Annotated in this window: 19 protein-coding genes, 2 tRNA genes and 1 rRNA gene; 5 read left to right on the top strand and 17 right to left on the bottom strand. The window is 35.6% G+C overall.

Annotated elements, in window-relative coordinates; translation table 11 throughout:
- Positions 1-7 precede the first annotated feature (7 nt).
- From WEEVI_RS09795 to ruvX, 11 genes are all read right to left on the bottom strand, one after another.
- Positions 8-1,162: a glucosaminidase domain-containing protein gene (locus tag WEEVI_RS09795; RefSeq protein ID WP_013598981.1), complete on the bottom strand. Its 1,155-nt coding sequence runs from the start codon at positions 1,160-1,162 to the stop codon at positions 8-10.
- Between the two features lie 11 nt (positions 1,163-1,173).
- A complete protein-coding gene (locus tag WEEVI_RS09800; RefSeq protein ID WP_013598982.1) occupies positions 1,174-2,073 on the bottom strand; it encodes a 1-aminocyclopropane-1-carboxylate deaminase/D-cysteine desulfhydrase in 900 nt (299 codons plus the stop codon).
- Positions 2,073-2,399 (bottom strand): hypothetical protein, encoded by a 327-nt coding sequence (locus WEEVI_RS09805; protein WP_013598983.1) that lies wholly within the window; start codon positions 2,397-2,399, stop codon positions 2,073-2,075. The genes WEEVI_RS09800 and WEEVI_RS09805 overlap by 1 nt, the downstream gene beginning before the upstream one ends.
- 41 nt (positions 2,400-2,440) lie before the next feature.
- Positions 2,441-2,989 carry a CvpA family protein gene (locus tag WEEVI_RS09810; RefSeq protein WP_013598984.1) on the bottom strand — a complete coding sequence of 183 codons (549 nt, stop codon included), beginning with the start codon at positions 2,987-2,989 and terminating at the stop codon, positions 2,441-2,443.
- 9 nt (positions 2,990-2,998) lie between these two features.
- Positions 2,999-4,159 carry a cysteine desulfurase family protein gene (locus WEEVI_RS09815; protein WP_013598985.1) on the bottom strand — a complete coding sequence of 387 codons (1,161 nt, stop codon included), beginning with the start codon at positions 4,157-4,159 and terminating at the stop codon, positions 2,999-3,001.
- Positions 4,160-4,216: 57 nt separating this feature from the next.
- On the bottom strand, positions 4,217-5,041 hold the full coding sequence (locus WEEVI_RS09820) for a DUF4846 domain-containing protein (RefSeq protein WP_013598986.1): 825 nt from the start codon (positions 5,039-5,041) through the stop codon (positions 4,217-4,219).
- A 47-nt stretch (positions 5,042-5,088) separates the two neighbouring features.
- Positions 5,089-7,077 (bottom strand): excinuclease ABC subunit UvrB, encoded by a 1,989-nt coding sequence (gene uvrB, locus WEEVI_RS09825; RefSeq protein WP_013598987.1) that lies wholly within the window; start codon positions 7,075-7,077, stop codon positions 5,089-5,091.
- Positions 7,078-7,373: 296 nt separating this feature from the next.
- The gene (gene mazG, locus WEEVI_RS09830) at positions 7,374-8,147 is read right to left on the bottom strand and encodes a nucleoside triphosphate pyrophosphohydrolase (protein WP_013598988.1); all 774 of its coding nucleotides are present in this window, start codon (positions 8,145-8,147) and stop codon (positions 7,374-7,376) included.
- 6 nt (positions 8,148-8,153) lie between these two features.
- Positions 8,154-8,777: a DUF5606 family protein gene (locus WEEVI_RS09835; RefSeq protein ID WP_013598989.1), complete on the bottom strand. Its 624-nt coding sequence runs from the start codon at positions 8,775-8,777 to the stop codon at positions 8,154-8,156.
- Between the two features lie 21 nt (positions 8,778-8,798).
- Positions 8,799-9,371, bottom strand: a complete 573-nt coding sequence (def, locus tag WEEVI_RS09840; protein ID WP_013598990.1) for a peptide deformylase — start codon at positions 9,369-9,371, stop codon at positions 8,799-8,801.
- Between the two features lie 36 nt (positions 9,372-9,407).
- Positions 9,408-9,818 (bottom strand): Holliday junction resolvase RuvX, encoded by a 411-nt coding sequence (gene ruvX, locus WEEVI_RS09845; RefSeq protein WP_041942163.1) that lies wholly within the window; start codon positions 9,816-9,818, stop codon positions 9,408-9,410.
- 97 nt (positions 9,819-9,915) lie between these two features.
- Between ruvX and WEEVI_RS09850 the strand changes: the two genes are divergently transcribed.
- Positions 9,916-10,731 (top strand): 2,3,4,5-tetrahydropyridine-2,6-dicarboxylate N-succinyltransferase, encoded by an 816-nt coding sequence (locus WEEVI_RS09850; RefSeq protein WP_013598992.1) that lies wholly within the window; start codon positions 9,916-9,918, stop codon positions 10,729-10,731.
- A gap of 305 nt (positions 10,732-11,036) precedes the next feature.
- Here the strand turns inward: WEEVI_RS09850 and WEEVI_RS09855 are convergent, their stop codons facing one another.
- Both WEEVI_RS09855 and WEEVI_RS09860 read right to left on the bottom strand, forming a co-directional pair.
- Positions 11,037-11,369, bottom strand: coding sequence for a DMT family transporter (locus WEEVI_RS09855; protein ID WP_013598993.1), 333 nt, complete (start codon positions 11,367-11,369; stop codon positions 11,037-11,039).
- A 102-nt stretch (positions 11,370-11,471) separates the two neighbouring features.
- The gene (locus tag WEEVI_RS09860) at positions 11,472-12,701 is read right to left on the bottom strand and encodes a GTP-binding protein (protein WP_013598994.1); all 1,230 of its coding nucleotides are present in this window, start codon (positions 12,699-12,701) and stop codon (positions 11,472-11,474) included.
- A gap of 144 nt (positions 12,702-12,845) precedes the next feature.
- Between WEEVI_RS09860 and WEEVI_RS09865 the strand changes: the two genes are divergently transcribed.
- A complete protein-coding gene (locus WEEVI_RS09865) occupies positions 12,846-14,078 on the top strand; it encodes a metallophosphoesterase (RefSeq protein ID WP_013598995.1) in 1,233 nt (410 codons plus the stop codon).
- 100 nt (positions 14,079-14,178) lie between these two features.
- On the opposite strand, the gene WEEVI_RS09870 is transcribed toward WEEVI_RS09865, so the two are convergent.
- From WEEVI_RS09870 to queA, 4 genes are read right to left on the bottom strand one after another with little or no spacing between them, the layout of a single operon-like run.
- Positions 14,179-15,111: a polyprenyl synthetase family protein gene (locus tag WEEVI_RS09870; protein ID WP_052295797.1), complete on the bottom strand. Its 933-nt coding sequence runs from the start codon at positions 15,109-15,111 to the stop codon at positions 14,179-14,181.
- A 51-nt stretch (positions 15,112-15,162) separates the two neighbouring features.
- A complete protein-coding gene (locus WEEVI_RS09875; protein ID WP_013598997.1) occupies positions 15,163-16,104 on the bottom strand; it encodes a hypothetical protein in 942 nt (313 codons plus the stop codon).
- A gap of 12 nt (positions 16,105-16,116) precedes the next feature.
- Positions 16,117-17,163, bottom strand: coding sequence for a dual-specificity RNA methyltransferase RlmN (rlmN, locus tag WEEVI_RS09880; protein ID WP_013598998.1), 1,047 nt, complete (start codon positions 17,161-17,163; stop codon positions 16,117-16,119).
- A gap of 8 nt (positions 17,164-17,171) precedes the next feature.
- Entirely contained in the window at positions 17,172-18,221 is a 1,050-nt protein-coding gene (gene queA, locus WEEVI_RS09885) for a tRNA preQ1(34) S-adenosylmethionine ribosyltransferase-isomerase QueA (RefSeq protein WP_041942357.1), read from the bottom strand.
- Between the two features lie 966 nt (positions 18,222-19,187).
- Here queA and WEEVI_RS09890 point away from each other — a divergent pair.
- From WEEVI_RS09890 to WEEVI_RS09900, 3 genes are all read left to right on the top strand, one after another.
- Positions 19,188-20,708 (top strand): 16S ribosomal RNA (locus WEEVI_RS09890).
- Between the two features lie 131 nt (positions 20,709-20,839).
- A tRNA-Ile gene (locus WEEVI_RS09895) sits at positions 20,840-20,913 on the top strand.
- A 21-nt stretch (positions 20,914-20,934) separates the two neighbouring features.
- Positions 20,935-21,008: transfer RNA gene (locus WEEVI_RS09900), tRNA-Ala, on the top strand.
- Positions 21,009-21,115 lie beyond the last annotated feature (107 nt).

Below are 21,115 nucleotides of genomic sequence, written 5' to 3' on the forward strand. Positions count from 1 at the left end.
TGGTCGTCTATGCTTTAATTCTTTTTTTCAGACTTAGCATTTGTCCTGCTTTTGGTTGTGTTCCTGGCTCCATGCGATTGATTCTGTAGAGATTGTTTACTTTTATCCCAAATTTCTGAGAAATCGTATACATATCTTCACCTTCTCGCACTTGATAAGTCTCTTGTGTGCCTTTTGTCTTTTTCATACCAAAGAATATTATCTGACCTTCTTGCAGGGTAGATCCTAAGGTAATTTCGTTGTATTGGGCTAATTTAGAAGGTGCAGTATTGTACATTTTCGCCAGCGATCCAAGTGTCTCTCCGTTTTTCACTACAACATATTGTATGTTGTTGGGATGATTTTTCATACGTAAAGAAGGAAGTTCTGGCTGACTATTGAAAATAATATTGCGTTCTCTTTGATTTAATTCTTCTTTTGGTTGAATAGCTGCAGAAGTGTTGTGTTTTTTATCTTTGATCGTATTAGTGTTCGAAGCTAAAATAACCCGAATAGCTTCATCTTCTTTGATTGTCTGCGTTTTTTCTTCTTTTTTATTTTCTTGGGTAATTCTTGTTTTTGTGTTTTTACTGGGATTGCTGTTACTGCTAACCCAATAACCTCCCTCAGGAGCATCGAAATGCCCATAAAGACTTACCAATTTTGCATACACATCTTCTTCTTTTATCAAATCAAATTGCTGTAAGTTGTATTGTTCTATTTTAGAAATCAGCATGTTAGGGTATCTCGGATTGGTTGCATATCCTGCTTTTTTCAGACCATATGCCCAGCCTTTGTAGTCGGTAACCGATAAGGTGAAAAGATTTTTATAGTATGGTCGCTCTGCTAAAAATTTCGAATGATCTCGATAACTATCCTCAACCGTTGCATAAGCTCGGAAACATTCTCCTTTTGCGTCATCGTCATGATAAATTTTATCTCCAGTCCATTCAGCCTTGCATTTTATACCAAAATGATTATAGGCTTGATTAGCTAATCTGCTTTGCCCGCCACCAGTTTCTATCAAACCTTGCGAAAGGGTAATACTTGCAGGAATATTATACAAGGCTTGTTCTTTTACCGCTAAGAGTGCATGCTTACGTATATAGTCTATGTCACGTGTATTTTGTGCGTAAGTAGCAGAAGTAGCCACTAAACCAAAAAAGATTATAAGTTTTTTCATGCGTATATTTTTCATTCGTCAAAATCCAAACCCATCCCTTTGTTGCCTTGCAAGCCTCCTGTGTGGATAGCAAGAATATTTGTACCGGGTAAGAAACAATCATTTTCGATCATAGAAAATAATCCAAATAGCATTTTTCCTGTGTACACCAAATCTAAAGGAATGTTTGTTTGTTGGTACAACGTTTTTACAAATTTAATTAATTCTTCCGAAATTTTTGCGTATCCATTAAAATGAAAATCATTAATTAACTCATAATTAGTAGATAACGTATATTTTTTGATTTCATTGTGCAAAAAGTGAGCGTTTTTTAGTGCTGGAAATCCTAAAGCTATTTGATTGTTATTCAGTGTTTTGATGATTCCGCTGATTGTTCCGGCTGTCCCGACAGGGCAGCATATATATTGAAAATCTCGCATACGCTCGTCGATTATTTCTTCACAGCCTTTTACAGCGAATGAGTTGGTGCCGCCTTCAGGTATTATATACACTTTACCAAATTCTTGTTGCAACTCTTCTAGAAAAGACTGAGATGTTTTATTGCGGTAAGTGGTGCGATCGATAAATTTCAAGCTCATACCATTTTCTTGGGCTAGCTGCAAAGTAGGGTTTAGTTCTTTTTTCCTAGCCAATTCGTCGCCTCGTATAATCCCGATGGTTTCAAAGCCAAACTCGGCTCCTGCAGCCGAAGTTGCAGCAATATGATTAGAGAATGCTCCTCCAAAAGTTAATATTTTTTTTATACCTAAGCGATTTGCTTCTAATAGGTTATATTTTAGTTTTCGATACTTGTTCCCCGAAATGGTAGGATGCAAAGTATCTTCTCGTAGGATGGATAAATGTATGTTTTTATATGATAAAAGCGAGAGGTTGATGGTATGTATTTCGGCTTTTTGTTCGGGCCAATGCATTATAAGTATTTTATAAAAGAAAAAAATTTTCTTGTCTTTAGATAGTCTAAATTATCATCATTTTCATAAGCTTCTCTTTCGAAAGAGATCGTTCTGTATGCTTCAGATGCATTTCGTGTGATGCATAATCGGATTGTAAATTCTGCTAAATACCACACGAAAAAAATAAACCAAAGTAATTCTACTTGTTGCACAAGATGAATTGTCTCATGGTTCATGGTGCGTAGATTGTTTTTTGTTTTCGCTTCTCGTACAATGATAAATGGGAAAATAGCCATCGCAACGACATTTTTGTTGAGAAAATATTTTGATACGATTGTCCACATATATACTTTACTTTCTTGAGAAATATTGTTTTAGGATGGTGTTATCTCTTTTTTATGCTAGGATGGTCGATGATTTCTTTGTTTTTTGATATGTTTTCTAAACTATCTTTGTGATCAGACCAAAGAATTTTTATATGTTCGCTTGCTTGTGTTAACGGTTCTAATAAGAGACTATTTTTTTTGATTTCTGGAAAAAATATGCTTCCAATCGGACTTACAATATGCATAAACGATGAGCTTATCATAAGGCAAATAACTACTCCTAAAGCCGCGCCAGCAAGTCGATTGACAAATCCCAAACCAATCGTCTGTATAGATTTTTGCACCAATGTAGATACTATTCTTATGGTGAGAAGAATTAGGGCAAAAGTGAGTAATATTGCTAATAAAGAAATGAAACTTTCGGAAATCCAATCAACAGATTGCAAGAAAATTTCCATCCCGTGATAGGCTTTTAGGCTAATAAAAAGTGCTATAAAAAAACCAAAAAAACCCACCAATTGAGCTATAAAACCTCTCGAATAACCTCGAATAGCTCCTATCACTAAAAACAATCCTAAAAGGAGGTCTAAGATATTGATTTGATTCAACTTATATTTTTAAGCTTCTACATTGAGATGTTTTTCGGCAATAGATTTTAATTTTTTCACTAAAATATCAATGTCATCTTTGGTATTGAAATGGCTAAATGAAACCCGAAGTGGCGTGAAATTTTGTAATTCATCTTCACTGTAAATTGCAGACATTACGCTCGAAGCTGTTGCTGCACCGGAACTACACGCACTCCCTTGAGAAACAGCGATCCCAGCCAACTCAAGCTCGAAACCGATTAACGAATCTTGAAAAGGCAACTTAAGACTCAAAACAGTATAAAGACTTTCATCCAAATCATCACTCAAACCATTGAACTCGATAGTAGGAATTTCTTTTTTCAGTTCGTCCATTGCATATGCTTTCAGATCTTTGATCTTTTTTTGATATTGATCCATGTTTTCTACGCACAATTCCAGCGCTTTTGCCAAACCTACTATACCATATACATTTTCGGTTCCCGAACGCATATTTCTCTCTTGTCCGCCACCGGTGATTAGAGGTTTTATATGCGTAGACTTTTTGGCATATAAAAATCCACTACCTTTTGGACCATGAATTTTATGTGCTGAACACGATGCAAAGTCTATTCCTAAAGCTTCGAAATCTAATGGATAGTGACCAACGGTCTGGACGGTGTCTGTATGAAAAAGAGCATTGTTTTCTTGGCATAATTTGCTGATAAGCTCAATATTTAGAAGATTCCCTATTTCATTATTAGCATGCATCAACGAGACCAAGGTTTTTTTAGATTGATCTGTAATTAACTCCGAAAACTGATTGTAATCTATACGACCTTTTTCATCTAGATTAAGTCGTATAACTTCTACTTTTAGGGTAGATTCTAATTCTTTTATGGTTTCTTGCACGCACTTATGCTCGATAGAAGTTGTAATAATTCTCTCGACACCCAAATCTTTTACACAAGAACGGATTACGGTATTATTGGATTCTGTTCCCGAAGAAGTAAAGTATATTTCGGCTGGACTTACATTGACAAAAGAAGCAATTTTCTTTCGCGACAATTCGAGTAATGCTTTTGCTTCTCTACCAAAAATGTGGGTTGAAGATGGGTTTCCGTAAACATTTTTCATGGCATGAACCATTTCCTCTATAACAGCTGGGTCTAATTTCGTAGTGGCTGCATTGTCCAAATATACTTTTTGCATTGTCTTATTTTTTGTGTTTTTGCAAATTTATAAAAATATAAGGATAATTCGTCGGATTTAACGATTTTCATCAAAACGAACCAGATCTGTACTCATAAAACGCCATTCAGGTGTAAGAATTACTCCTTTTTTTATTTCGAACCAAGGAGAAATATCTGGATTTTCGGTATTGTTAATTATATGTATTTCTTGCGAAGGATAATAACTCTGTGCCAATAGTACAACACGTTCACCCTTCATGTTTTCTGCCATATCGAGTACCATTACAGCATGGCTTTTTGTGCCGCTGTTTTGATAGAAAATATCTCCTATATGTATATCTTTTAACGCTACCGAAGAGGTGTAGTTGGATAGAGAAGAGGGAGATAAATTATCATACGCATAATCTAGATAAGATAAAAAAACAGAGTAATCTTTAGTATTACTATAAGAGATGAAGTTAGGAATTGATTTTTCTTCTCGATCAAAGCGTATTCGATTGTATTTTTTGGTTTGATAAAAGTATTCATTTCTCAAACGAAAAACAGCATTGCTGTAAACTTGTTTGTTTTTATTAGAAATAGGAAGGTTGAGAACAGCCGAATATAGGTTAGTGTTTTCTTTAATACTCCCGTCGAAGTTTTTCACATTTGTGCCATGGGGTTTGATGGTTAGATTTCTAAGAAAATTAGAAAACTCGTGTTCATCTATCACACGAACATACCCATTAGGAGTTTCTATACGCTTATACAGAACACCTGCATTCTTATTAATGTGTGCAAATTCTGACGTTATATTTTTATTCGATGGATTCAAAAAATTCTCGAACGAAAATTCATTCAGAGTGGTACATCCTATATTCAAAAGGGAAATAGCGCTGATATATACAAAAATCTTCTTCATTTATCAAGTAGATTATTTTATCAAATTTCATGCCGATGTGATTTTTTTTACATTTTTAAAGCATTTATTTGATCTCGTAACGAAGCTGCTTGTATAAAATCTAAGTTTTTAGCAGCTTTTTCCATAGCTTTTGTTAATTTTTCTATCTGTTGTTGTTTCTCTTCCGATGTGTATAGTTCTGTATTTTCAGCAGCTTCGGCTATTAAATGTTTTTGTTCATAAGGGTTAAGTTCGAAACTTTCTGCTTGTTTATTAAGGGATATAATTTTTTTGTGTAATGGCTGAGGAGTTTTTCCGTGTTCGATATTGTATTGATGTTGGATTTCTCGCCTTCTATTTGTTTCGTCGATAGTTTGTTGCATACTATCTGTGATTTTGTCTGCATACATTATTGCTAAACCATTGACGTTTCTTGCAGCACGACCAACTGTTTGGGTAAGTGAACGATTGCTACGCAAAAAACCTTCTTTATCAGCATCTAAAATTGCAACTAAAGAAACTTCTGGTAAGTCGAGACCTTCTCTTAGAAGGTTTACACCAACTAAAACATCAAAAAGTCCTGCGCGTAGATCAGCCATAATTTTCACCCGCTCTAAGGTATCTATATCAGAATGGATATAATTGGTTCGTATACCATATTTTACTAAAAATTTAGTCAACTCTTCTGCCATTCTTTTGGTTAATGTTGTGACTAAAACACGTTCATCTAGATCAACTCTTTTCTGGATTTCTTCCATCAAATCATCCATCTGGTTTTGTGATGGGCGTACTTCTATAATGGGATCCAACAATCCAGTAGGGCGAATAACTTGCTCTACTACAACGCCTTCTGATTTTTCCAACTCATATTTTGCCGGAGTTGCAGAAACGTAAATTACTTGGTTTTGTAACGATTCAAACTCTTCAAACTTTAAGGGTCTATTGTCCATAGCTGCCGGAAGACGAAAGCCGTATTCTACCAAATTTTCTTTTCTCGATCGGTCACCACCATACATCGCATGAACTTGAGAAACGGTTACATGCGACTCATCAATTACCATTAGATAATCATCTGGGAAATAATCGAGTAAACAGAATGGGCGAGTGCCAGGTTCACGACCGTCTAAATAACGAGAATAATTTTCAATACCCGAACAGTAACCTAGTTCTTTTATCATTTCTAAATCAAACTCAGTTCTTTCTTTCAGGCGTTTAGCTTCTAATGTTTTGCCAATTTCTATAAAATAATCGACTTGTTTTCCTAGATCCAACTGAATGTTGTGTATTGCATCGTTTAGGGTTTCCTTCGACGTTACAAATAAATTGGCAGGATATATATTTATTTTTTCTAGTTTGGTAATTGTTTTGCCTGTTTCAATATCAAAAATAGAAATCTCTTCTACTTCATCACCAAAATAACTTAGGCGAATACCATCATCTGCATACGCTGGGTAAATATCTATAGTATCTCCTTTTATTCGAAAATTTCCACGCAGAAATGCTCCTTCGGTTCTTGAGTACAACGATTGTACCAGTTTGTGCAACAAATGTGTTCTGGATATGATTTGTCCTTGTTCTATAGATATCACGTTTTTATGAAATTCGGTTGGATTCCCGATTCCATACAAACAAGAGACAGAAGCAACTACCAAAATGTCGCGTCGACCAGATAATAGAGAAGAAGTTGTGCTAAGACGTAATTTTTCTATCTCTTCGTTGATCGATAAGTCTTTTTCTATGTAGGTACCCGAAGAGGGTAAATAGGCCTCTGGCTGATAATAATCGTAGTAAGAAACAAAATATTCTATAGCATTGTCGGGAAAAAATTCTTTGAACTCCATATACAATTGTGCCGCCAATGTCTTGTTGTGGGCAAGCACCAAGGTTGGTCGTTGAATTTCTGTAACTACATTGGCAATGGTAAATGTTTTCCCAGATCCGGTAACTCCTAAAAGTGTTTGATATTTGTCACCATCGAGAACACCTTGGGCTAATTTTTTTATGGCTTGAGGTTGGTCTCCTGTTGGCTCAAAAGTCGATTTAATTTCGAATTGCATGGTACAAAATTACGAAGTTTTATAAAAAATAAAAAGGCGACTTATAAAGTCACCTTTTCATCAAAACCACAAAAAAATGAGAAAACTGTTTACTTTTACTTAAACAAACTTCCTGCTAATTAGACAAACAAATTGCTTGTGCTAAAGAGTTTACAAATATAGGAAGTTTATGTTGACAGATTATGATAAATTCTATAATATTTATCTTTGTTGTGTATAGGAGTTGTCTATGTTTTTACGTAAATAATTGGTTTCTATCGCTTTATGATAAAAAACTAGTGTGGATGGTGTATAAATTACACCAATAGTTTTTTTGCTTCGTTCCAAAGAGTATCAAGTGTCGAAAGATCTATTTCACCTAGAACTAGGTTATTTTGCTCTGCTAATTCTTCGAGCTTCTGGAATCGTAGAATAAACTTTTGATTTGTTTTGCTTAGCGCTTCATCTGGATTAATCCCAACAAAACGAGCATAATTTATCATCGAAAATAATAAATCACCAAATTCTTCTTCCTTTAATTGGGGATTTTGTTCGGCTTCATATTCATTTATTTCTTCTTTTATTTTGTCCCAAACTTGTTGTGCATTTTCGAATTCGAAGCCAATTCCTTTTACTTTTTCTTGTATCCGATTAGCTTTTATCAGGGCTGGCAAAGAGGCAGGAATGCCAGAAAGTACAGATGTATTGCCTTCTTTCAGTTTTAGTTTTTCCCAATTTTCGATTACTTCTTCTTGCGTTTCGACTTTTAAGTTTCCGTAAATGTGTGGGTGTCGGAATATCAATTTTTTGGTAAGTTGTTGAAGTACATCTGTAATATCAAAATCATTGGTTTCAGATGCAATTTTAGCATAAAAAACTAGGTGAAGCATAACATCACCTAGTTCTTTTTTTATTTCTTGTAAGTCTTGTGAGAGGATCGCATCAGATAATTCGTACACTTCTTCTATTGTCAATGTACGTAAACTTTCCATGGTTTGTTTACGATCCCAAGGACATTTTTCGCGCAATTCATCCATTACATCTAATAGGTGACCGAAAGCTTCTAGTTGCTTTTTGCGCTGTGTTTTCATGCTTGCTTACTCTTTGTCTTTTTTAGTTGTTTTTTTGGCTGCAGGTTTTTTTTCTGCTTTGTCTTCTTTTTTTGCCTCAGAAGCTTTTTTTGCTGTTGTATTTTTTTTTGCAGCAGTTTTCTTATCAGCTTTTTTTTCTTCCTCTTTCTGTTTTTCTTTGGTCTCTTCTACTTGAGGAGTTTCGCCTTTTTCTGCAGCTTCTGCTTGTGCTTTATGCTCGGCTATTGCTTTCTCTACAGCTTCTACATCGATGTTTAATAAACCTTTCGATTGTAATAAATTATACCATTGGAAAAGTTTTTTCAAATCAGAATCATATACGCGTTCTGCATCATATTCTGGTAAAACTTCTTCCATATAGGCGCGTAATTTGGCTCCAGATTCTTTGTGATTAATCGCTTGTCCTCCGTTTTCTTTTTTGTAGATTCTGAAGAAAACTTCTGCTAAAGGATGTTCTTGTGAAACACCATATATTGCAACATTATCCAATAAACTAACATTGTAGTTGGCTGCAATGTTCATTTTCTTTCCTTTTTCTAAATCTTCTACAACGAAACCACTACGGGTTTGAGAAATTAATTTGTATAAACCTGGTTTTCCTGAAATAGCTATAACTCTTGATAAATCCATATTATGTTATGTTTTAGGGCTCTATGAAGGGAATTTCATTTTATAATGTACAGAAATGTTCCCTTTTGATATGTTTTTTAATTTGTTACTAATTAATTTTTTTTTGAAACTCGAAAGATAATCAATAAATAACTTTCCATCCAAATGATCATATTCATGCTGAATAACTCTTGCCGGTAAACCTGTAAAACTTTCGGTATGTTCTACAAAATTCTCATCCAGGTAAGTAAGCGTAATGCCATCTGGTCGAGTGACATCTTCGTGGATGTTGGGAATACTTAGACAACCTTCTGTAAATTTCCAATCGTCACCAAAGGTTTCGATTTTTTTTGGATTTATGAAAATTTTTTTAAAATTTTCTAAGGTTTCTTTTTCTTCATCATTGTCTTCATCTTCAGCAAACGGCCGACAATCCACCACAAACATACGTATACTCTTCCCAATCTGAGGCGCTGCTAATCCCACACCATTCGAATCGTACATCGTATCGAACATATTCTCGATTAATTCTGTTAAATGAGGATAATCTTGCTCGATTAGCGCTGTCTTTTTACGTAATATTGGGTCGCCATAGGCGATAATAGGTAAAACCATGTTGTTGATCTATGAAATTTGGGCAAAGATACAATCTTATTTTTTTGATAAAAATGATTGAAGAATAATTGTTGCACTAATTTTATCCAGTGAACCTTTTGATTGGCGGTCTTTCTTTTTCATCCCACCACTGATTTGCGTTTGTAAGGCCATTTTACTCGTAAACATTTCGTTTTCGCGGTAAATGGGTATTTGAGGGTATGATTGTTTGAACTTTAGAATGAATTTCTGTATTTCGTTTTCGATAGGATTCATTTCACCCGAAAATTTCATAGGTAAACCAATCACCAATTCCGATACTTTTTCTTTCGCAAAATAGGTCTCAAAAAAATTGAATAATTCTTTTGTTTCTAATGTATCTACTGGTGTAGCAATAATTTGCAATTCATCTGTCACAGCAATTCCGGTTCTTTTTTCACCAAAATCCAACGCCATTATTCTTCCCATAATCTTGTATAAAAACACAAAGTTATTTCATCAGAAGTAGAATACCTAAGAAACAGCTTATATTTGTATGAAAGTTTATAATAAATAAAAAAATAACATGGAAAATCTGCAAATACTTATAGAACAGGCTTGGGAAAACAAGGATTTGTTACAAAAAAAAGAATACCAAGATGCTATCCGCCAAGTTGTCGAACTTCTAGATCAAGGTACACTTCGTGTTGCCGAGCCAGCAAATGACGCATGGTTGGTGAACGAATGGGTGAAAAAAGCAGTGGTAATGTATTTCCCAATACAAACGATGGAAACACAGGAGGTAGGTATTTTCGAATATCACGACAAAATTCCTCTAAAAAAAGACTATGCTTCAAAAGGTATTCGTGTTGTCCCAAATGCTGTAGCAAGACATGGCGCATATATTTCTTCTGGTGTAATACTAATGCCTTCTTACGTTAACATTGGTGCATATGTAGACGAGGGAACTATGGTCGATACATGGGCTACTGTAGGGTCTTGTGCGCAAATTGGTAAAAATGTTCATTTATCGGGTGGTGTTGGTATTGGTGGTGTTCTAGAGCCGTTACAAGCAGCACCTGTTATCATAGAAGATGGTGCATTTATCGGGTCTCGCTGTATCGTTGTAGAAGGTGTGCGAGTAGGAAAAGAAGCTGTTTTAGGAGCCAATGTAGTGTTGACAGCTTCTACAAAAATTATAGACGTTACAGGAGATGAACCGAAAGAAATAAAAGGTTATGTGCCAGAACGATCAGTTGTAATCCCGGGGTCTTATACCAAGAAGTTCGCTGCAGGAGAATATCAAGTTCCTTGTGCGCTGATTATTGGTCAAAGAAAATCATCAACCGATCTTAAAACATCTCTAAACAATGCTTTAAGAGATTTCCAAGTAGCGGTTTAGTATCGGGATATTTTTTTTCTTGATTAAAGTGTTAGGAAAAATAGCAATCGATTCGTTTGCATTATGGTATAATAAAGAGCGTTTAGTTTACTAAACGCTCTTTATTAATACTACTATCGAAATGAAATAATTCAATAAAAATGAAATAATTCAATAAATATGTATAAACTATCTCGAAATAGATTTTTCTTTATAGAAAATTCGGCACTTGAGTAGAATTGTATTTATTTTTTTATGTGAAAGGATGATAAATATTTAAGTGCTTTCTAGAAAATACATTAGTATGTTTTTGTGCTGGATAAATGTTAATTACTTGAAACATATTTCAACCCGACGATTGAGGCAATAAGGGTGAAAATGAAAAAAATTCTCCAGAAATTAGTAGGCTCCTTGAAAAAAAATATTCCAACCAAAACGGTACCAACAGCACCAATCCCCGTCCATACTGCATATGCAGTGCCTAAAGGCAGTTGTTGGGTTGCTTTAACCAATAACGTCATGCTGATAAGCAAAAATATGCAAAACGCTGAATACCATAAATATTCATTGGCTTTGCTTGTCGCTTCTTTTGCTTTTCCTAAACTAAAAGTAAAACCTACTTCGCATAATCCTGCTATAATCAATATGATCCAATTCATTTTTGTATATACCTAGTTATTTCTATTTCGTGCTAATGGGTTTAGCATTGCACATTGTTGTTTGTTAATGATTTTTATGTTAGGAGGTGGGAAAAACAAGATTTAAAAATTTTTTCTTTTCCATTCATCAATTTCTTCTACGGTTAATTGGCAAGCTTTTAAACTATCTTCAATAGCCTTCTGATCCATATCAAAACCAATAAAAACTAATTCTATAATCCGATCGCCCCATTCAGGTGACCATTTCTCTTGAATCATTTTTCTATTTTCTTGATAAGCGGCATATTGCACTCGCTCTTCTTCTGGTATAGCACTCCACCACGTTCCTGCTGCGTCGATCCGTATACTTCTGCCGGCTTGACTAAGAAAAATTGCATCGTCTGGTCGATTGGCAAGCCAAAATAAACCTTTGCTTCTATAAATACTAGAAGGATAGTTATCATTAAGAAACGTTAAGAACCGTTCTGCATGAAACGGAATTTGTGATCGATAAACAAACGAATGTATTTGATATTTTTTTTCTAGATGGGATGGATGATTACAATGAATGTCCATACATTCGTGCTCGTGTGTGTGGGGTAATTGAGTTTCCTGCTCTTCGAGTGCTTTTACCCAAGCGTCCATGTTTTGTACTTCTTCGAAATTGAATCGTTTTGTATTAAGGATAGATTGAACATCTATTCTACTAAATGTTGCAGGTAGGATGGTTGCGGTTGGATTTAATTTTTTGATTAAACCTTCGATTCTTAGCAATTCCATTTCCGAAACCAAGTCCATTTTATTAAGAACGATAACATTAGCAAACTCTATCTGATCCAATAATAGGTTAACAATCGGACGTTGATCATCTTGGTTATCCGTTAATCCTCGATCAAAAACAACATCATCTGTACCAAAATTTCTGAAAAAATTAAAAGCATCTACAACAGTGACCAATGTATCTAAGCGAACTTGCGCATTGAGGTTTATACTCCCATCTGGGCTAGCATAATCGAGCGATTGTGCAATCGGAGCCGGATCAGAAATGCCAGAAGATTCAATTATCAAATAATCATATCTTTTTTCTTTTACCAATTTATCAATCGCCACAATGAGGTCTTCTTGTAACTCGCAACAAACACATCCGTTTGATAATTCTATCAATTTATCTTCGGTCTGTAATAGAGAAGAGTTTTGTGAAATCATTTTAGCATCTATATTTATTTCGCCCATATCGTTTACGATAAGTGCAATCTTCAGGCCTTCTTGGTTGTGGAGAATGTTATTAAGCAAGGTGGTTTTGCCGCTTCCTAGAAAACCAGACAAAACAGTGACAGGTAATCTCGAGTCCATTTTTTGGGGATTGTTTTATGAGGCAAAGGTAGGGAGTTTCTTGACATTTTTATTTTCTAGAGATTGATAAAATATTGTTAACAACAACAGGAATACAAGTTTTCGGAATTTTTTTTATAATTTTGACGACCAAGAATTATAAATTTGTTACAAAGACTTATTCCTTTCCTTTTTATTGCTGCACTAATAGAATTTTACACCTATCGAGCTTTTAGTTTAGCTTTTACCAATAAAAAAGTAAGATTTGCATATTGGCTAACAACTATAATAGCATGGTCGGTAATAGTATACGAGTTGATTACCCTAAAAATAGATGATGGTCAAACTTTCGGCTTTCAATTAATGGTCGGCCTATTTGTGTTGATGTATATACCAAAATTCTTGATTTTTATTTTGATTTTTGGTAACGATGTTTTGAGTTTTTCGGGTCGAGTGCTAAGACGCTTTTTACAACCAAAAAACACAACTCCTTATTTACCCGCACGTAAAACATTCATTGCACAGTCGGCTTTGGCTTTGGCCGCTATTCCTTTTTGGGCAGTAATTCATGGAGTAACGATAGGGAAATTTAACTTCAAAAAACATTTTCATCGTTTAATTTTTGATGATCTTCCCGAGAGTTTTGATGGTTTTAGGATTTTACAAATTTCAGACATTCATACTGGAAGTATACTTGCAAGAGATATGGAAAAAATAGAAGCTGCCGTGAAAATGATCAATGAACAACGGGCAGATTTAATAGTATATACAGGAGACTTGGTGAATAATTTTGCAGAAGAAACTGTACCATGGATAGATGTTTTGAAAAAAATAAATCGGGCTCCGTATGGTAATTTTGCAGTTATGGGAAATCATGATTATGGAGAATATACACGTTGGAACTCTGAGGAAGCTAAGCAACAAAACGTAAAGGATATTCAAGAAGCATACAGAAAAATTGGTTTTCAATTGCTACTTAATGAACATGTAACAATAGCAAAAGAAAAAGATAAAATTCAGTTAATCGGTGTAGAAAATTGGGGGAGTAGATTTATACAAAAGGCTGATATACCCAAAGCTACAAAAGGAGTTCATCCTGCGGATTTTAAAATTTTTCTCACCCACGATCCATCTCATTGGGATATGAAAATCAAAGAGCATCCACTCAATTTTCAGTTAACTTTTTCGGGGCACACTCACGGGATGCAAATGGGTATAGAGGTGCCTAATTTAGGAGTGAAATGGTCGCCTTCTCAATATATTTACAAACAATGGGCAGGTTTATATGAGCATCAAAAAAGATTTATTTATGTAAATCGAGGTTTTGGTTATCATTTTTTCCCAGGTAGGATAGGAATTTTACCAGAGATTACAGTTGTAGAATTAAAAAAAGCTTAGCTAGTAATAATTTTTTTTTTATTTCGATAAGAAAGAAATTTAAGCTGATTATCCTTCTATATATTTAATAAAAAGTTGAGAAAAGTAGAGTTTTATTGATTTAGTATTCTCTTTCCATCACATACTGTACCATCAACTCTAAGGCATCCCGACATTCGTTTTGGGGAAATTCGTGTAGAATAGCAATTGCTTCATTTGCATATTGGTACATCATTTTCTTGGTGTATTCTATTCCGCCATTTTGTTTTACAAATTCGATTACTTCTCGCACACGTTTCTTGTTGTTGTTATGTTTTTTTACCGACTGAATCAACCATTTTTTGTTTTCTTTTGTGGTTGTATTCAAGGTGTAAATCAGAGGAAGTGTCATTTTTTGCTCCTTGATATCAATCCCGACGGGTTTACCTATTAAGTTCGACTGTGTATAATCAAATAGATCATCTTTTATCTGAAAAGCAATGCCTACTAATTCTCCAAATTTATGCAAACGTTCTGCGACCATATTGTCCGAGCTTACCGAAAGTGCACCAGCTTTACAACAAGCAGCAATCAATGTTGCAGTTTTCATCCGAATTATCTCGAAATAAACTTCTTCGGTAATATCGAGTTTTCGTGCTTTTTCTATTTGTAATAGTTCGCCCTCGGATATTTCTTTTATTGCAACAGAAACGGTTTCTAGAAGGTCAAAATCTTTGTTTTGTGTAGAAATAATTAGAGTTTTCGATAGGAAGTAATCCCCAACCAAAACTGCAATTTTGTTTTTCCATAGTGCATTGAGAGAAAAGAAACCGCGACGCATATGGCTGTCGTCAACAACGTCATCGTGTACTAAAGTTGCGGTGTGTATTAGCTCGATAAATGATGCAGCACGATAGGTTTTTTCGTTCACTTCACCTAGCATTTTCGCTATAAGAAAAACAAACATAGGTCGCATTTGCTTCCCTTTTCGACGTACGATATAATAGGTAATTCGGTCTAATAATGAAACGTTACTTTTCATCGACTCGAAGAATTTATCCTCGAAGAGTTTCATTTCGTTGGCAATCGGTGCCTTGATTAAATCGCTTTTTTTACTCAAAACTATTTATTTTATCACTATTTCTGCCGGGAAACAATGCATCTGTTGTTTAGCACTCAGCCCCTTGTAATTTATTTCTTCTCCACTAACACAGATTTCTTTGCGTTGTGGATTTACCGAAACGCCTTCTAATTGTCCCCAATCGACAACAAAGCCCAAAGGTAGGCTAATTATTCTATCTGCAGAAAAGAATTTTTCTGAATTCTCTGGAATAGTAAACCAATTGAGAAATGCTATTCCTTCTTTGGTGTAACCGAGCAAATATACCCCGGCAGTTTCTTGATGTTCACTAATAAAAGCTGCTGTTACCAGGTAATTGATAGGAAAGGTCTCTATTTTCTTTGCAGCTTGTTTTGTGGTGATTTTAGGATCTATGGTGTAATGGGTGGTTTGCAAACTTTCCCATTCTTTGGTGAAAAGATGTAACTTCCCATTGTATGCAAAAAAAGCTTCTAAATCGAAATTATTCGCTCTATTTTTTATTTGGTAAGACGTTTGTTCTGGATAATAAAATGATAGGGTAGTGTAGCTTATTTTCTGAATTTCTTTTTTCGGGTCGATATCTTTTTTTTCTATCATAAAAATAGACAAATTTTGTCTCGACCCTAAATTATTCCCAAAATCACCGATATATAGAAAGTTTTCGTCTTGGGTAATTTCTTCCCAATCGAAATTATCAGCACCTTCAAGAATCAAAGTTTGTACTATTTTACCATTATTCCCGTCGAACAAATAGATTTCATTTTTATTCTGGCTGTCATTCAAACCCCAAAAAAGAGGCTGTGTTTCGGTAGAGCGATCGTCAAACTCTAATGCAGAGATTTCTCTCAGCGTATCGGGTAAATTAATACTTCTGATTTTTTCAGTCGCAAGCGATAAGGTATCTACTTTTTGAGCCCAAGTAAAAATACTTATCTGGGCTAAAAGGAAGAAGCAAATTTTCTTCATCTCTGTTTTTCCTTATTTAGTTGTTTTATTGGCTAATTGACCACAGGCGGCATCGATATCTTTTCCTCGACTTCGTCGTACATTAACAATTATTCCGTTTTTTTCCAAGGCATCAATATACGCATTTAGTACTTGTGGGCTTGCTTGCTGATAGGGGCCATCGTCTATCGTATTGTACTCGATTATGTTTACTTTTGATGGTACGCGTTTGCAAAAACGGACTAAGGCGTCAATGTCTTCTTTTTTATCATTGATATCTTTCCAAACAATGTATTCGAAAGTAATTTTACTCTTTGTTGTGTCATACCAATATTGTAAACTTTTCAATAGATCGGTAAGGGGAAATTTCACCGAAAAAGGCATGATTTTGTTTCGTATTTCTTCTCGTGCCGAATGTAAAGAAACTGCTAATCCGATCTTTAAATCTTCATCGGCTAATTTTTCTATCATTTTCGGTATTCCCGAGGTGGAAAGAGTAATTCGTCTTGGAGACATTCCCAGCCCTTCGGGTAAAGTAATCTTCTTAATCGCTTCTACAACTTCGGTATAATTGAGTAAAGGTTCGCCCATTCCCATAAAAACTATATTGCTCAGTGGTCGATCGAAATATTCTCTACTTTCGCGATCGATAATTACCACTTGGTCAACAATTTCTGCTGCGGTAAGATTACGCATTCTCTTTAGTTGGGCTGTAGCACAAAATGTACAGTCTAAGCTACAACCAACTTGAGAAGAAATACAAGCAGTGGTACGGGTTTCGGTAGGAATTAGCACAGATTCTACTACATTGCCGTCGTGTAATTTTACGGCATTTTTAATGGTTCCGTCGTTACTCTTTTGTAGAAAGTCTACTTCCACCGGTTGAATACGAAAAGCTGCGTCTAGATTTTCACGTAGGTTTTTAGAAAGATTTGTCATGTCATTAAAGTCATGTGCATTCTTTTTCCATAACCATTCGTATACTTGTTTACCACGAAAGGCTTTTTCTCCAATCGATTGGAAATAGACTTCCAAATCCTGTTGAGATAATTTTCGGATATCTTTTTTGGTAGGATTCACTAATTTGCTTATAAAATTAACATGGCATCACCGTACGAATAAAACTTATAACCTTCTTTTATTGCTTCGTCATAGGCTTTCATGATTAATTCGTGTCCAGCAAAAGCTGAAATCATCATTAATAAAGTCGATTTTGGCGTATGGAAATTGGTTACCATACAATTAGCAATACTAAAATCGTACGGAGGATAAATAAATTTATTTGTCCAGCCATTAAATGCATTGAGGTGTCCGTCGGCAGAAACAGAACTTTCTATAGATCTCATAGATGTAGTCCCGATAGCACAAACTCTTTTCTTTGCATCGATAGCTTTATTTACTAAATCGGCAGATTCTTGCGGAATAATCACTTGCTCTGACTCCATTTTATGTTTCGATAAATCTTCAACCTCTACCGGCATAAAAGTCCCTAAACCAATATGTAAAGTTACTTCTGCAAAATCTACTCCTTTGATTTCTAAACGTTTTAGTAGGTGTTTAGAAAAATGCAAGCCTGCTGTGGGTGCAGCTACTGCCCCTTCTTCTTTTGCATAAATGGTTTGGTAGCGCTCAGCATCTTCTTCATCAGCATCGCGTTTTATATATTTTGGTAGAGGAGTATCGCCAATTTCTTTTAGTTTGATTCTAAACTCTTCATAAGAACCATCAAAAAGAAAACGCAAAGTTCTTCCTCGAGAAGTTGTATTGTCTACTACTTCTGCAACTAGTGTATCATCTTCGTCAAAAAATAACTTATTACCGATACGGATCTTTCTTGCAGGATCTACTAATACATCCCATAAACGAGTTTCAGGATCTAACTCACGCAATAAAAAAACTTCAATTTTTGCACCAGTTTTTTCTTTGTTTCCCATTAGACGTGCAGGAAATACTTTGGTGTTGTTACGAATCATAACATCGCCTTCGTCAAAATATTCAATTAAATCCTTAAATAATCTATGCTCAATTTTTCCTGTATCTCGATGAATGACCATTAGCCGTGCCTCATCACGGTGTTCAGACGGGCGTTCTGCTAATAACTCATCCGGAAGTTTAAAGTCGAAATCAGACGTTTTCATTTTCATAACCAAAAATTTTTACAAATATACAACTTCCGACATGCCTTTGTCAAGTATTTCGATTCCTTCGTAGGTTTTTTCTATTCCTAATAAGTCAGAGAAAAATAATGTTTTTTGTAAGTGATTTGATTTAACATAATATTGTCAATGTGTGGATATTTGTTTTGATTAATATAAATATTTTTAAGTACATTAATAAAATAGAGGAATATACATGATTATATAAAACCTTTAACACAAGGATAAAAAATAAAATAAAAAATTAGAATAAAATAATAGGTGTGTAGAAGTGTTATTGATATAATGATACAATGTGTAATTTAAAAAAAAATACTAGAATACACTAGTTTATTAAAAAGTCAAAGTACTTTATATTAAATAAAAATTAAAAAACAGATAAAAAATCCTCTATGGATAACGAGTAGAGAATATTTAATGAAGTACAGTAAAATGCAATAGGTAGTAGAGCTTAATATTAATAGCTTTGGGAGTGAAAATAAACAAAACCTCAAGCAACACATTATTTTTGATACATTTCACGATCCGAAGGAACACTAGGGCAGAAAAAATTTATATTTATTGCCCACACTTTCAATAGCTTAAAAAAAGAACTGTAAAAATCTTATAAAATTATTTGTTTAATTCATTTTAGAGTTCATATATTTGCACTCCCAATACACGAGAAGAGTAGTTGTGTAAGGGTTTTTTGAAAACGCGGATATAGGAATTAAGTCGAAGGAGTTTTATGCTTCTGGGAGTGTTTCGAAAAAAGTTTCAAAAACTTTTGTTAGATTAAATTTAATTCTTATCTTTGCACTCGCTTACGAAAAATAAGGTATTTTTTTTGTGATGCGTAACAACTGAGGAGTTCATTTGACATAATATAACAAGAAGGAAAAATAAAGCCAAGCAAACGTCAATTAGAGTTGGAGTAGCTTTTCAGTATCGTATAAAGAAATTTATATTACAATGGAGAGTTTGATCCTGGCTCAGGATGAACGCTAGCGGGAGGCCTAACACATGCAAGCCGAGCGGTAGATTATCTTCGGATAATTGAGAGCGGCGTACGGGTGAGTATCGCGTATGTAACTTGCCTTATAGAATGGGATAGCCCGGAGAAATTCGGATTAATACCGTATATAAAGCTAGGTGGCATCATTTAGTTTTGAAAGATTTATCGCTATAAGATAGACATGCGTAAGATTAGATAGTTGGTGAGGTAACGGCTCACCAAGTCGATGATCTTTAGGGGTCCTGAGAGGGAGATCCCCCACACTGGGACTGAGACACGGCCCAGACTCCTACGGGAGGCAGCAGTGAGGAATATTGGACAATGGGTTAGCGCCTGATCCAGCCATCCCGCGTGCAGGATGACGGCCTTATGGGTTGTAAACTGCTTTTATATGTGAATAAACCTATTCACGAGCTGGATAGTTGAAGGTAGCATATGAATAAGCACCGGCTAACTCCGTGCCAGCAGCCGCGGTAATACGGAGGGTGCGAGCGTTATCCGGATTTATTGGGTTTAAAGGGTCCGTAGGCGGATCAATAAGTCAGTGGTGAAATCCTATCGCTTAACGATAGAACTGCCATTGATACTGTTGATCTAGAATTAGTTTGAAGTAGCTAGAATGTGTAGTGTAGCGGTGAAATGCATAGATATTACGCAGAATACCAATTGCGAAGGCAGGTTACTAAGTCTATATTGACGCTGATGGACGAAAGCGTGGGGAGCGAACAGGATTAGATACCCTGGTAGTCCACGCCGTAAACGATGGATACTTGCTGTTGGGTTTTCGGGCTCAGTGGTTAAGCGAAGTAATAAGTATCCCACCTGGGGAGGTACGATCGCAAGATTGAAACTCAAAGGAATTGACGGGGGCCCGCACAAGCGGTGGAGCATGTGGTTTAATTCGATGATACGCGAGGAACCTTACCAAGGCTTAAATGCATAATGACAGATTTAGAAATAGATTTTTCTTCGGACAGAATGCAAGGTGCTGCATGGCTGTCGTCAGCTCGTGCCGTGAGGTGTTAGGTTAAGTCCTGCAACGAGCGCAACCCTTATCATTAGTTGCCAGCGTTTAAAGACGGGGACTCTAAATGAGACTGCCGGCGTAAGCCGCGAGGAAGGTGGGGACGACGTCAAGTCATCACGGCCCTTACGTCTTGGGCTACACACGTGCTACAATGGCTGGTACAGAGGGCAGCTACCAGGTGACTGGATGCGAATCTCTAAAGCCGGTCTCAGTTCGGATTGGAGTCTGCAACTCGACTCTATGAAGCTGGAATCGCTAGTAATCGCATATCAGCCATGATGCGGTGAATACGTTCCCGGGCCTTGTACACACCGCCCGTCAAGCCATGGAAGCTGGGGGTACCTGAAGTTGGTGACCGTAACAGGAGCTACCTAGGGTAAAACTGGTAACTAGGGCTAAGTCGTAACAAGGTAGCCGTACCGGAAGGTGCGGCTGGAACATCTCATATTTAGAGTATATACGATGTGTTAGTTACGTAACAACCTATTTGTTGCTTGGTTTTTTTTCTTTATTTGTATATTTTATATTTATGTTGGATGTATATATAAAACAAGACCGCTCTTTTTAGAGTTTAGAAAGAGTCTCATAGCTCAGCTGGTTAGAGCGCTACACTGATAATGTAGAGGTCGGCAGTTCGAGTCTGCCTGAGACTACGAGGTTAACACTTAAAAAGAGGGGAATTAGCTCAGCTGGCTAGAGCGCCTGCCTTGCACGCAGGAGGTCATCGGTTCGACTCCGATATTCTCCACTATAGATCTTGTTATTTACTATCAAGATATAGAAGAAGTTCATTGACATACTGGAATAATTACTATAATTAATTATTATTTAAATGATTTAAATATAGTAAGCATA

This window comes from Weeksella virosa DSM 16922 (assembly GCF_000189415.1).
Taxonomy (GTDB): domain Bacteria; phylum Bacteroidota; class Bacteroidia; order Flavobacteriales; family Weeksellaceae; genus Weeksella; species Weeksella virosa.

Excerpts from the sequence above, each read along its gene's own strand:
- queA (WP_041942357.1), bottom strand. The coding sequence starts at position 18,221 with ATGAAAACGTCTGATTTCGACTTTAAACTTCCGGATGAGTTATTAGCA.
- WEEVI_RS09870 (WP_052295797.1), bottom strand. The coding sequence starts at position 15,111 with ATGAAACTCTTCGAGGATAAATTCTTCGAGTCGATGAAAAGTAACGTT.
- WEEVI_RS09860 (WP_013598994.1), bottom strand. The coding sequence starts at position 12,701 with ATGGACTCGAGATTACCTGTCACTGTTTTGTCTGGTTTTCTAGGAAGC.
- ruvX (WP_041942163.1), bottom strand. The coding sequence starts at position 9,818 with ATGGGAAGAATAATGGCGTTGGATTTTGGTGAAAAAAGAACCGGAATT.
- mazG (WP_013598988.1), bottom strand. The coding sequence starts at position 8,147 with ATGAAAACACAGCGCAAAAAGCAACTAGAAGCTTTCGGTCACCTATTA.
- WEEVI_RS09820 (WP_013598986.1), bottom strand. The coding sequence starts at position 5,041 with ATGAAGAAGATTTTTGTATATATCAGCGCTATTTCCCTTTTGAATATA.
- WEEVI_RS09800 (WP_013598982.1), bottom strand. The coding sequence starts at position 2,073 with ATGCATTGGCCCGAACAAAAAGCCGAAATACATACCATCAACCTCTCG.
- WEEVI_RS09875 (WP_013598997.1), bottom strand. The coding sequence starts at position 16,104 with ATGAAGAAAATTTGCTTCTTCCTTTTAGCCCAGATAAGTATTTTTACT.
- uvrB (WP_013598987.1), bottom strand. The coding sequence starts at position 7,077 with ATGCAATTCGAAATTAAATCGACTTTTGAGCCAACAGGAGACCAACCT.
- WEEVI_RS09855 (WP_013598993.1), bottom strand. The coding sequence starts at position 11,369 with ATGAATTGGATCATATTGATTATAGCAGGATTATGCGAAGTAGGTTTT.
- def (WP_013598990.1), bottom strand. The coding sequence starts at position 9,371 with ATGGTTTTACCTATTATCGCCTATGGCGACCCAATATTACGTAAAAAG.
- WEEVI_RS09835 (WP_013598989.1), bottom strand. The coding sequence starts at position 8,777 with ATGGATTTATCAAGAGTTATAGCTATTTCAGGAAAACCAGGTTTATAC.
- WEEVI_RS09850 (WP_013598992.1), top strand. The coding sequence starts at position 9,916 with ATGGAAAATCTGCAAATACTTATAGAACAGGCTTGGGAAAACAAGGAT.
- WEEVI_RS09795 (WP_013598981.1), bottom strand. The coding sequence starts at position 1,162 with ATGAAAAAACTTATAATCTTTTTTGGTTTAGTGGCTACTTCTGCTACT.
- WEEVI_RS09805 (WP_013598983.1), bottom strand. The coding sequence starts at position 2,399 with ATGTGGACAATCGTATCAAAATATTTTCTCAACAAAAATGTCGTTGCG.
- WEEVI_RS09815 (WP_013598985.1), bottom strand. The coding sequence starts at position 4,159 with ATGCAAAAAGTATATTTGGACAATGCAGCCACTACGAAATTAGACCCA.